Here is an 11,277-nt window from a genome sequence, read left to right as displayed (position 1 = left end):
CTGATATTATACAACGTTATGAAGGGAAAAGAAAAGCAGCTCACGTCATTTTTGTGAGCTGCTATTTTTTATTATTATAAACTTTTTAAAGCTTCTAGAGCAGAATCGTAATTAGGCTCCTCAGTGATTTCTTTTAAATATTCAGTATATGCAATTTTTCCATCTTTATCGATAATTATAACAGCTCTTGAAACAAGCGCAAGTTCTTTAATGAATAATCCATAGTTATTTGAAAATTCTCTATCTTTATAATCTGAAGTAGTTATAGCATTTTCTATATTTTTAGCACCACAGAATCTGCTTAGTGCAAATGGTAAATCCATTGAAACTGTTAAAATAACAACATTTTCTAATGCAGATGCTTCCTTATTGAATCTGATTGTTTGTAATTCACAAACAGGAGTATCAATAGATGGCATAGCTGAAATAACTATTGTTTTCCCTTTTAAGTCTGCTAAAGAAAGAGGTGATAAATCAGTTTTAGTTACAGTGAAGTTAGGAGCAACATCTCCAACAACAACCTCTTTTCCTACTAATGTTAACGGATTACCTGCAAATGTAATAACATCTTTTCTTTCCATGATAAAACCTCCCTAAATTTTGTAATTAAATTATACTTATTTAGTGTATAAAATGCAAGAGAAATTTTTATAATTTTTAACATCCTCTGCACCTGTAAGTATCATGCTTTGATAAAGTTGAGATTTTAAAGTTTCTAAAACAACTTTTACTCCCTCTTGTCTTCCACCAATTGATCCCCAAATGATAGGTCTTCCAATCAAAACAGCTTTAGCTCCAAGAGCTAAATATTTTAAAATATCAACACCTTCTCTAACTCCACCATCAGCTAAAACAATAATCTCATCTCCAACAGCTGTGGCAATCTCTTTTAAAACTTCTGCAGGTGCAAAAGTTTCGTTTAAGCAACGACCACCGTGATTTGATACAACAATAGCAGCAGCACCAGCTTGAACACAAAGTTTAGCTTCATCTACAGTTAAAATACCTTTTACTATAAATGGAAGAGTTGTTGAAGAGATAATCTCTTTTAAATCGTTTAGAGATTTAGGACCAACGGGTTGATTGAAAAGTTTCATTGTAACTAATCCAGCACCGTCAACATCCACTCCGACAGCTACTGCACCAGCTTCTTCTGCTATTTTAATTCTTTTTATAATCTCAGAATTTTCTCTAGGTTTGATTATAGCAATACCTTTTCCGTTTGCTTTTTTTATGGCATCTATTCCAGCTGCAAAGCAGTTAGGATCTCCTGTATCTCCAACCATGGCTATTGTTCCTGCATCAAGAGCACCTAATACAACATCATTTGAATACTCTACATCATTAACATATCCACCCATATTGAATTTAGTTCCTGTTATAGGTGCGATCATAGCGGGGAAAGAAAGATCTTCTCCGAAAATAGAGCAAGATAATTTAGGATCAGAAACATTATGAAGAGTTCTCATTGCAACTTTAACCTCTTTAAGTTTTTCATAAGTTCTATTGAAACTCCCACCGTTTCCGGCTCCACCCATTCCGGGAACTTTTCCAGCACACCAACGTCCGTTACACTCTGGACATAATATACAAAACTCCTTCATTCTTTCCTTTGCATTTTTTTTAATATCTTTGATATCCATAATACCCCTCCGTGAATTATCTATCTTTTGTATCTATTATTAAAGTAACTGGTCCGTCATTTAAAAGTTCTACTTTCATATCAGCACCAAAAACTCCAGCTTCAGTTTTAAAGCCAAGATCTTTACACTTTTGTAAAAACTTTTCGTAAAGTTCGTTAGCCATATCAGGCTTTGCAGCATCAATAAATGCTGGACGACGACCTTTTATACAGTTTCCATATAATGTAAATTGTGAGATTACAAGTAACTCTCCATCAACATCCTTTAGTCCAAGATTCATTTTATCCTCAGCGTCGTTAAAAACTCTTAAGTCGGTGATTTTTTTAGCTAACCAATCTACCTCTTTTTCTGTATCGGCATGCGTCACACCTAAAAGTACTAAGAATCCATGGTTTATTTTTCCAGTAATTTCATTATCGACAGTAACACTTGCATGTTTAACTCTTTGTATAACAGCTCTCATCAATCTCTCCTTTTCTATTTTTATTGGTAATTATACCACAAAAGTGATATAATTATTAAGAAAAAATAAAAAACTAACAATTTAAAAAGAGGTACAAAATGGGGAGAGAAAGAGTTTTAACAGATTTTGCAAAGGTTATTAATTCAGATAGATATCAATATACTGAAAGTGACATTTTTTTAATGGAAGAGATGCAGGATAAGGAAGCTATATTTGATATGTACTTTAGAAAAACTGAAGATGGTGGTTTTGCAGTTGTTTCGGGAGTTCAAGAGGTAATTGAACTTATTGATATTTTAAATAAAACTAGTGAAGATGAAAAAAGAGAGTATTTTTCAAAAATAATTGAAGAGAAACATCTTTTAGAATATTTAGTTAAGATGAAGTTTACTGGAAATTTATATGCCATGAGAGATGGGGAGATTGTATATCCAAATGAGCCAATAATAACAGTAAAAGCTCCACTAATTCAAGCTAAAATATTAGAAACACCAATTTTAAATTTGATGAATATGCAGTTAGCTATAGCTACAAAAGCATCGAGAGTTACAAGAGCTGCTTCACCAGTTCCAGTGACATCTTTTGGTAGTAGAAGAGCTCATGGATTTGATAGTGCGGTTGCAGGGACAAAGGCATCTATAATTGGTGGTTGTTTATCACATTCAAATCTTGTAACAGAGTATAAGTATGGAGTTCCAAGTGTTGGAACGATGGCACACTCTTATATACAAGCTTTTGGAGTAGGAGCAGAGGCTGAAAAAAGAGCTTTTGATACTTTTATAAAGCATAGAAGAGAAAGAAAAGCAAATTCATTAATTTTATTAATTGATACTTATAATACAGTTGGAATAGGATTGAAAAATGCTATTCAGAGCTTTAAAGATAATGGAATAGATGATTCGTATGAAGGTAATTATGGAATAAGAATAGATTCTGGAGATTTGGCTTACTTATCTAAGAAATGTAGAAAAGCTTTAGATGCTGCGGGGTTGAAAAAAGCTAAAATTTTCTTAACAAATTCTCTGAATGAATCTCTTATTAAATCATTAAAAGAGCAAGGCGCAGCAGTAGATATATTTGGAGTAGGAGATGCAATTGCGGTTAGTAAATCAAATCCTTGTTTTGGAGGGGTTTATAAAATAGTTGAAATAGATAGTAATCCTGTTATAAAATTATCTGAAGATGTTATAAAAATTTCAAATCCAGGTTTTAAAGAGGTATATAGAATCTATGATAACGATGGACTTGCATATGCAGACTTAATAACATTAGTCAATAAAGATACAGATAAAATTAAATTATTGAATGATGAGGATTTAACTATTAGAGATGAGAAGTATGAGTTTAAATCAAGTCAATTAAAAAAAGGAGAGTATACTTTTAGAAAAATAACGAACGAATTTGTGAAAAACGGAGTTATCAAACCTGAAGCTTCACAATTAGATGATGTTGTTGCATCGAGAGAGTATTATTTAGAATCACTAGGAAAAATTTCTGACGAAAGAAAAAGACTTGAAAATCCACATCAATATAAGGTGGATTTATCAAAAGATTTGTTGGAGTTAAAATATAGTTTAATTAAAAAAATAAAAAGTCAAATAAATTAAAAATAGGCTGACCTGAGTCAGCCTATTATAATCACTTGTCTAAACCTAAAATAAGAAGTTCAGCAGTAGCTAAGTTTGTAGCGATTGGTACTTTGTGTACATCTGCAACTCTTATAAGAGCAGATATGTCCGGTTCGTGGGGTTGAGAAGTTAACGGATCTCTAAAAAATAAAATAGCTGCGATTTGGTCAGTAGCCACTTCTGCACCAATTTGTTGGTCTCCACCTATGGGACCAGATTTGAAGCGATGAATTTGTAAGTCAGTAGCCTCCATTATTCTAAGTCCAGTTGTACCAGTAGAAACAAGAGGGTATTTTATTAGTATGTGCTCATGTCTTTGTGCAAAGCTAACTATTTCCGGCTTCATGTTGTCGTGAGCGATTAATGCTATTTTTTTCATTTTGACCTCCATAAGTTTTGCTATAACTATTATACAACAAAAAATTAATATGTAAAAGGAGTAAGTGTATGAAATTTGATAAAATTAATTATATTGAGAGAAAAACTAAAGAATTGAAGACAGAAAATCCACCAGGTGAAGGATTTTTGAAGTTTTTATATTATAATCCATTAGGAAAGTTACCTTTAAATTTAGTAGTTAGAAAAAAGTTCTTAACAGATTTTTATGGAAAAAAGATGTCTGAAGCCTCTTCTAAAGAAAAAATCAAACCTTTCGTAATAGAAAACTCTATAAATATGAATGAATCTAAAAAGAATATAGAGGATTTTTCATCATTTAATGACTTTTTTATAAGAGAATTAAAAGAGGGATCTAGAGAGATTGATACTAATTCGGATATACTTGTTTCGCCAGCTGATGGAAAAATTTTAGTTTTTAACGATTTAAAAGAAACTACAAAATTCTTTTTAAAAGGCGACGAATTTACAGTAGAAGAGTTTTTAATGGATAAAAATGAAGCTAAGAAATTTGAGGGAGGAACAATAGTTATAATAAGATTAGCTCCTGTTGATTATCACAGATTCCACTTCCCAGCTTCAGGTGAAATTGGAGAATCAAAACTGATTGATGGGTATTATTATTCAGTATCTCCATATGCAATTAAAAAGAATTTTAGAGTTTACTGTGAGAATAAAAGAGAAGTGTCGATTTTAAAAACAGCGGAGTTCGGAGATATAGTATTGAGTGAGATAGGAGCAACTATGGTTGGAGGAATAAAACAAACATATAATCCGGGTCTTATAAAGAAAGGTGATGAAAAAGGATACTTCTTCTTTGGAGGTTCATCATGTGTCTTATTATTTGAAAAAGATAGAGTACAGTTTGACGAAGATATCCTAGAAAATAGTAGAAATGGAATAGAAACAAAAGTTTATATGGGTGAAAGAATAGGAAAAGCTAAGTAGGTGGATTTGTGAAAAGGCGAAGACAATATTTTAGAAAAGGTGATACCTTAATATATATACTTTTAGTCGGAGTATTTTCATTTTTGGGGTATCAAGTTACGAGATTTAAAGCGACAGATGCTGCTAATGCAGAGATTTATGTAAATAATCAATTGAAATATGTATATGCTTTACAAACAGATGAAAAAGATATGTTTGTTCCAACAGATATAGGTGGAGTAAATGTGAAAATTAAAGATAAAAAAATAAGAGTTACAACATCAAATTCGCCCTTGAAGCTTAATGTAAAACAGGGATGGATTGGTCAACCCGGAGAGGTAATCATTGGAGTTCCAGATAAACTTATAATAAAAGTAGTAGGGAAGAAAAACGAGAGAACAGATGATGTTGATTTTGTGATAAAATAATGGAATTAGAGGAGATGAGTAGATTATGAAAAAAGAGTATATACACCTTTTTTTGGTTGGTACCGTTCTTATTGTAATTCAGACATTTTTTCAATATAATGAGGCTTTCACAACGATAGTGGGTCAAGCTGTAAGTTCAATAAAACCATTTATATATGCTATTTTTATAGCAATTTTAGTGAGTCCGCTTGTAAAAATCTTTGAAAATAAGATAAAAATGAAGAGATCACTAGCTATTGGTTTAAGTTTAATAATTGTTTTTACAACAATTTTAAGCTTATTTTTAGTTGTTATTCCAAATATAATAAATAGTATATCGGATTTAATTGAAAAATTTCCAACTATGTTAAGTAGTTTAACTGCAAATACAGAAAATATTATTCAATTCTTAGAAGATAAAAACCTTTTGTTTTTTAATCCAAAAGAGATTGAAGCTAATCTAATTCAAATCATAAAAACAAATCTAGGGAATGTTAAAAACTTAGCGTTTGGATTAGGAGCTGGAGTTTTGAGAAGCTTAATGGGAATGATAAATTTCTTTATTGGGGTTTTCATTTCGTTGTATTTGATGTATAGTAAAGAGTATTTCATGAAATTTTTAGAGAGTTTATTCTTATTATTTATGCCAAAGAAGAGTGCAGAGTATGGAGTTGAATTTGTTAGAAAGGTAAATGATGTATTTTTAAAATATGTATTAGGAAGAGTTTTAACTTCAGCAGTTGTAGGCTTTTTAGTATTTATAGTTTTACTTATAGCAAAAGTACCATATGCACTGCTTAGTGGTGTGATGGTTGGTGTAGGAAATATGATTCCATATGTCGGATCTATTGTTGCAGGAACAATAGCGACATTTTTAATTTTATTAGCAGCACCATTTAAAGTAGTTTATCTATTTATAGCAATAGCTATAGGGCAAGCTGTAGATGGATTTGTAATAGGCCCTAAAATAATGGAAGAATCAGTAGGAATGAGTAGTTTCTGGACTATTATTGGTGTAATGGTTTGCGGAAACTTTTTTGGACCACTGGGAATGTTTTTAGGAGTTCCTATCTTTGTGGTTATAAAATTTATATATTTAGAGTGTTTAAAAAGAAGGAGTGAATAGATGAAGAAGTACAGATTAATAGCGTCAGCAACAATGGGATTAGAAAGTGTTGTAAAAGACGAGTGTAAAGGATTAGGATTTGAAAATGTTGAGACATTCAATGGAAGAGTTGAATTTGACGGAGATGAAAGAGAGATTGTAGAAGCAAATTTACATCTTAGATGTGCTGATAGAGTTTTCATAAAAATGGGAGAGTTTAAAGCGTTAACATTTGATAATCTTTTTGAAAATATAAAAAGATTACCGTGGGAAAATATAATCTCTTTAGATGGAGAGTTTCCAATTAGTTGGGTTAGTTCAGTTAAATGTAAGTTATTCTCAAAATCTGATATTCAAAAGATTGTAAAAAAAGCGATTGTTGAAAGATTAAAAATGGCTTACCAAACAGACAGATTACCAGAAACAGGTGGATCATACAGAGTTAAGATTCAAGCTCATAACGATATATTCTTAGTTATGCTAGATACAAGTGGAGAGGGATTACATAAAAGAGGTTATAGAAACCTAATAAATGAAGCTCCATTAAAGGAAACAATGGCAGCTGCACTAGTTTTATTAAGTCGTTGGAAAGGTGGAGATAGACCACTTATAGATCCAATGTGTGGAACGGGAACTATTGCTATAGAAGCAGCAATGATAGCTAGAAATGTTGCACCAGGAGTAAATAGAAACTTCGCATCTGAGAAATGGCCAGTAATACCTGAAAATCTTTGGATAGATTTAAGAGATGACGCTTTCTCGAGAGAGGACTATGATAAAGAGGTAACAATTTATGCTTCTGATTTAGATGAGGAGACAGTAGAGGTTGCAAAATTAAATGCAAAAAGAGCTGGAGTAGATGAAGAGATAGAGTTCAAATGTATGAATTTCTTAGAGTTAGAAAATGTAGCAGAAAAAGGTTGTATAGTAACTAACCCTCCTTATGGAGATCGTCTTCTAGATGAGGATGCAGTTGAAAGATTATATGGACTTATGGGAGATATATTCCAAATGAGATTCCCTAAATGGTCTTACTATATAATCACATCATATGAAAACTTCGAAAAGACTTTCGGAAAGAAGGCTACAAAAAATAGAAAGTTATATAATGGTGGACTAAAGTGTCACTATTATCAATATTATGGAGCTAGATAATGAACAGATTTGATTTAATAGTAGTTGGTGGAGGTCCTGGTGGGATTTTTACAGCTATAACAGCAGCAGAAAAAGGATTGAAAGTAGCTTTACTTGAAAAAAATAAGCGTATTGGAAATAAAATTCTTGTTGCTGGAAGTGGAAAATGTAATTTGACTCATACAGGAAAACCAAAAGATTTTTTGGATAAGTATGGTATGAATGGAAAATTTTTAAAAGAGGCTATAAATAAATATTCGCCAGAGATGTTAAAAAATTTCTTTAAAGAGAATGGCCTGCCATTAGTTTTGGTAGAAGAGAGTGGGAAATATTTCCCACAAACTTTTAGCTCATTAGATGTAGTTCATCTATTGAAAACTAAAATGGAGAGTTTAGGTGTAAAGATAGTTGAAAATATAAAGATAGAAAGTGTTACAAAATCTGGAGAGGAATTTATAATAACTACAGATAGGGATACATTTATATCTGATAATGTGGCGTTAGCTACAGGTGGGAAATCATATCCTGGAGTTGGAACAACAGGGGATGGGTATGTTATGGCTAAAGAGTTAGGTCATAAAATAGTTCCACCTAAACCAGCTTTAACACCAGTTTTTGTTAGAGATTATATGTTTGAAGAGTTATCGGGGATAAGCTTCCAAGATGTTAAAATAATAATCTGGAAAGAGGATAAAAAAATTATTGAAAAAAGAGGACCTGTACTTTTTACACATACAAATTTTAGTGGACCAGGAATTTTAGACAACTCTAGATATATAGAAAATGGAAGCTTCTTGGAAATAAATTATGTGGATAAAGATTTTGAAACTCTAAATAGAGAGATAATTGAAGAGATGAATAGAGATGGTAAGAAAACAGTAAAAAGAGTTTTAAATAGCTATTTCTTACCGGATAGATTCATAAAAAGAGTTTTATCTTTAGCAGAGATATCTGAAGAGTTAAAATTGTCTGAGTTGTCAAAAGAAAAAAGAGAAAATTTAGTGAGAATACTAGCATCAAATAAGATGGAAGTGACAAAAGTTGGAAGCTTTGAAATGGCTATGGTAACTAGAGGTGGAGTAGCTATTGATGAAGTGAATCAGAAAACAATGGAATCTAAAAAAGTTTCGGGACTGTACTTAGTTGGTGAAATTTTAGATATAGATGGAGATACAGGTGGATATAATATTCAAGCTGCATGTTCTATGGGAGTTTTAGCTGCTAAGTCTATGAAGAAAAGGGAGATGAAGTAGATGGAGAGAGAGAAATTTAGAGCATATGCACAGGAAGTTATTTTAACAGTTTTAAAAATGACTTCTGTACAGATAGATAAACTAAGAGAGATGGGAGATCTTTCTGGAGTAGAGCTGTTAGAAGAGAAAGTTATTACTCCTTATGAAAAGATATATGGAGCTCTATTAGAGATGAAAGTTGAGAGCATGTCTGATGAAGAGTTCAAACCTTTTGAAGAGATGGTTGAAGAGATCAGAGTTAAAAACTCTTTATCTAAAGATAAGGTATTAGAAAATTTAGAAAAAAGAGCGGAGCTGAAAGGGAATTCAGGAGCAACAGTTGTAAAAAGATTTTTCAAATATAATTTAAATAGACTTTTAGATAAAAAGGATAAGATAACTGATAAATACAACGAATTAGCTTTAGAAGAACAAAATTTGGAAAACTTATTAAAAGATACTATACAAGAAGAGGAACAATTTGATATAATTTATAAGCTGCAACCAGTGAGAGAAAAACTAAGAGAGATAGAAGAGAAGTATCTATCAGTAGAGAAAGATATCAATCAATTAAAAAGAAAGTTAGAATCAAAATGGCCTTATGAGATATATGGGGTTATTTCTGAGGAGGAACTTTTAGAAACATATAAAGAAGCTTTTAAAATGGAGGACTAGTTAGAAATGGAAAAAGGGTTCAAACAGATTTTAATTTTATTGGCAGTATTTATTGTCTTTTTTCTTTCGAAAAAGATGTTTGCAAAACCAAGAATAGTTTTAGGAAAAAATACGGAGGTAAGAAATATGAAACAAGTTAAATTAAACGCAAAAATAGTTACAGCAAGAGGAGAGATTAACTTAACTCTTTTCCCAGAAGTAGCACCAGTAACAGTATTAAACTTTGCTCACTTAGCAATGAGAGAGTACTACAACGGAATTAAATTCCACAGAGTAATCGAAGACTTCATGATTCAAGGTGGAGATCCTACAGGAACAGGAACAGGTGGACCTGGATACCAATTCATCGACGAATTTAAAGAGGGAGTAACTTTCGATAAGAAAGGTATATTAGCTATGGCTAATGCAGGACCTGAAACAAATGGTTCTCAATTCTTTATCACTCACGTTGAGACTCCATGGTTAAACTATAAGCATACAATATTTGGAGAGGTAGTTTCTGATGCTGATCAAAAAGTTGTAGACGCTGTAAAGCAAGGAGATATAATCGAAAGAATCGAAATCACTGGAGATGTTGAAGAGTTCTTAAAAAATGAGGAAAACGCAGAATTCACAGCTCAAATGGATGAGATTTTAGATTCTCAATTTCCAAATTTAGTACAATACTAATTTTAAACAGGGGGAGATTCTCGTGATAAGAATAGAGAATGAAAAGTTGGTTGTACTGATAAATAGATTCGGTGCAGAACTAAAAAGTATAGTAAATAAAGAAAATGGTATTGAGTATATATGGCCAGGAACAGAGGGAACTTTTAAGAAAAGTGCCCCAAATCTTTTTCCATTTATAGGAAATATAGTTACAGGAACAATTGACTATCCTTTAGGTAAAGATGAAAGGGTAATCCTTCCAATGACAAAGCATGGTTTTGCTAGAGATGTAGATTTTGAAATTCTAGAGATAACAGAGGATACGGCAAAGTTTCAGTTAAGACCAAACGCTTATACAGAGGAGAGATATCCGTATAATTTCTCTTTAATAGTAGAATATATCTTGGTTGAAGACAAAGTTTATCACAACTATTATGTGAAAAACAATGGTGTAATAGAAATGTATTATCATATAGGAGGACATACAGCTTTTTATTGTAACTATAACGGGGATAAAAACTTTGAAAACTATTATATTGAGTTTCAAGAACAAGAGTGTGATTTATATATGATAGATGCTAAAAATAATAGTTTCCTATCATCAGAAATTCAAAAGTATAGATTACCAGAAAAGTTTATGCTGTCTAAAGAGAAGTTCTTAAAAGATGCTTTAGTATTTGAAGGATTAGAAAATAATACGGTAAATTTAAAGCATACAGAATCATCACATGGTGTTGAATTTACTTTTGCAGAATTGGATACTTTAGCGGTATGGACAAGTGTTGATTCGAGCGAATTTATTTGTTTAGAGCCTTGGGCTGGAATAACTGATTTCACTGAAAACTGTAATAGAGTTGAAGAGAAAAAGCATATTCAAAAATTGAATTCAAACGAGCAGAAAAAACATACTCAAATAATAAGAGTGTATTAGGTAGTATACAAAATTTAAGAACAATTGAGTGAGGGTGCTTTTAGCACCCTTTTTGTTTATTTTAACTATAAAATAAATCTAAAATAGC

Annotated in this window: 13 protein-coding genes; 9 read left to right on the top strand and 4 right to left on the bottom strand. The window is 31.7% G+C overall.

Going from position 1 to position 11,277, the window contains the following annotated elements; genetic code table 11:
- Positions 1–74 precede the first annotated feature (74 nt).
- From tpx to dtd, 3 genes are read right to left on the bottom strand one after another with little or no spacing between them, the layout of a single operon-like run.
- Positions 75–581 (bottom strand): thiol peroxidase, encoded by a 507-nt coding sequence (tpx, locus tag L992_RS12715; RefSeq protein ID WP_047384925.1) that lies wholly within the window; start codon positions 579–581, stop codon positions 75–77.
- 36 nt (positions 582–617) lie between these two features.
- On the bottom strand, positions 618–1,643 hold the full coding sequence (locus tag L992_RS12710; protein ID WP_047396649.1) for an alpha-hydroxy-acid oxidizing protein: 1,026 nt from the start codon (positions 1,641–1,643) through the stop codon (positions 618–620).
- Between the two features lie 16 nt (positions 1,644–1,659).
- Positions 1,660–2,106 carry a D-aminoacyl-tRNA deacylase gene (gene dtd, locus L992_RS12705; protein ID WP_047396647.1) on the bottom strand — a complete coding sequence of 149 codons (447 nt, stop codon included), beginning with the start codon at positions 2,104–2,106 and terminating at the stop codon, positions 1,660–1,662.
- A gap of 98 nt (positions 2,107–2,204) precedes the next feature.
- Between dtd and L992_RS12700 the strand changes: the two genes are divergently transcribed.
- The gene (locus tag L992_RS12700) at positions 2,205–3,713 is read left to right on the top strand and encodes a nicotinate phosphoribosyltransferase (protein ID WP_047384931.1); all 1,509 of its coding nucleotides are present in this window, start codon (positions 2,205–2,207) and stop codon (positions 3,711–3,713) included.
- 31 nt (positions 3,714–3,744) lie between these two features.
- Here L992_RS12700 and mgsA read toward each other — a convergent pair whose 3' ends face one another.
- Positions 3,745–4,113: a methylglyoxal synthase gene (mgsA, locus tag L992_RS12695; protein ID WP_047384933.1), complete on the bottom strand. Its 369-nt coding sequence runs from the start codon at positions 4,111–4,113 to the stop codon at positions 3,745–3,747.
- Positions 4,114–4,181: 68 nt separating this feature from the next.
- On the opposite strand from mgsA, the gene L992_RS12690 reads away from it, so the two are divergent.
- The 8 genes from L992_RS12690 to L992_RS12655 all read left to right on the top strand — a co-directional run bounded on the left by L992_RS12690 (position 4,182) and on the right by L992_RS12655 (position 11,189).
- Positions 4,182–5,078 (top strand): phosphatidylserine decarboxylase, encoded by an 897-nt coding sequence (locus L992_RS12690; RefSeq protein ID WP_047396646.1) that lies wholly within the window; start codon positions 4,182–4,184, stop codon positions 5,076–5,078.
- A gap of 8 nt (positions 5,079–5,086) precedes the next feature.
- Positions 5,087–5,485: a NusG domain II-containing protein gene (locus L992_RS12685; RefSeq protein ID WP_047384937.1), complete on the top strand. Its 399-nt coding sequence runs from the start codon at positions 5,087–5,089 to the stop codon at positions 5,483–5,485.
- Between the two features lie 25 nt (positions 5,486–5,510).
- Positions 5,511–6,590: an AI-2E family transporter gene (locus tag L992_RS12680; protein WP_047384939.1), complete on the top strand. Its 1,080-nt coding sequence runs from the start codon at positions 5,511–5,513 to the stop codon at positions 6,588–6,590.
- Positions 6,591–7,724: a class I SAM-dependent RNA methyltransferase gene (locus tag L992_RS12675; protein ID WP_047384941.1), complete on the top strand. Its 1,134-nt coding sequence runs from the start codon at positions 6,591–6,593 to the stop codon at positions 7,722–7,724.
- A complete protein-coding gene (locus tag L992_RS12670; protein WP_047396644.1) occupies positions 7,724–8,956 on the top strand; it encodes an NAD(P)/FAD-dependent oxidoreductase in 1,233 nt (410 codons plus the stop codon). Before L992_RS12675 ends, L992_RS12670 begins: the two co-directional genes overlap by 1 nt.
- Positions 8,957–9,610: a hypothetical protein gene (locus L992_RS12665; protein ID WP_047384944.1), complete on the top strand. Its 654-nt coding sequence runs from the start codon at positions 8,957–8,959 to the stop codon at positions 9,608–9,610.
- A gap of 75 nt (positions 9,611–9,685) precedes the next feature.
- Complete coding sequence (locus L992_RS12660; RefSeq protein WP_081982943.1) at positions 9,686–10,279, top strand: peptidylprolyl isomerase; 594 nt, start codon at positions 9,686–9,688, stop codon at positions 10,277–10,279.
- 22 nt (positions 10,280–10,301) lie between these two features.
- Positions 10,302–11,189: a hypothetical protein gene (locus L992_RS12655; protein ID WP_047396643.1), complete on the top strand. Its 888-nt coding sequence runs from the start codon at positions 10,302–10,304 to the stop codon at positions 11,187–11,189.
- Positions 11,190–11,277: the final 88 nt, after the last annotated feature.

Origin of the sequence: Cetobacterium sp. ZOR0034, assembly GCF_000799075.1 — a bacterium.
Taxonomy (GTDB): Bacteria; Fusobacteriota; Fusobacteriia; order Fusobacteriales; family Fusobacteriaceae; genus Cetobacterium_A.
The sequence above is the reverse complement of the archived record's forward strand: the minus strand, read 5'-3'. Positions and strand labels throughout refer to the sequence as shown.

Coding starts and splice junctions, on each gene's coding strand:
- dtd (WP_047396647.1), bottom strand. CDS start 2,106: ATGAGAGCTGTTATACAAAGAGTTAAACATGCAAGTGTTACTGTCGAT.
- L992_RS12700 (WP_047384931.1), top strand. CDS start 2,205: ATGGGGAGAGAAAGAGTTTTAACAGATTTTGCAAAGGTTATTAATTCA.
- L992_RS12670 (WP_047396644.1), top strand. CDS start 7,724: ATGAACAGATTTGATTTAATAGTAGTTGGTGGAGGTCCTGGTGGGATT.
- mgsA (WP_047384933.1), bottom strand. CDS start 4,113: ATGAAAAAAATAGCATTAATCGCTCACGACAACATGAAGCCGGAAATA.
- L992_RS12680 (WP_047384939.1), top strand. CDS start 5,511: ATGAAAAAAGAGTATATACACCTTTTTTTGGTTGGTACCGTTCTTATT.
- L992_RS12690 (WP_047396646.1), top strand. CDS start 4,182: ATGAAATTTGATAAAATTAATTATATTGAGAGAAAAACTAAAGAATTG.
- L992_RS12660 (WP_081982943.1), top strand. CDS start 9,686: ATGTTTGCAAAACCAAGAATAGTTTTAGGAAAAAATACGGAGGTAAGA.
- tpx (WP_047384925.1), bottom strand. CDS start 581: ATGGAAAGAAAAGATGTTATTACATTTGCAGGTAATCCGTTAACATTA.
- L992_RS12665 (WP_047384944.1), top strand. CDS start 8,957: ATGGAGAGAGAGAAATTTAGAGCATATGCACAGGAAGTTATTTTAACA.
- L992_RS12675 (WP_047384941.1), top strand. CDS start 6,591: ATGAAGAAGTACAGATTAATAGCGTCAGCAACAATGGGATTAGAAAGT.
- L992_RS12710 (WP_047396649.1), bottom strand. CDS start 1,643: ATGGATATCAAAGATATTAAAAAAAATGCAAAGGAAAGAATGAAGGAG.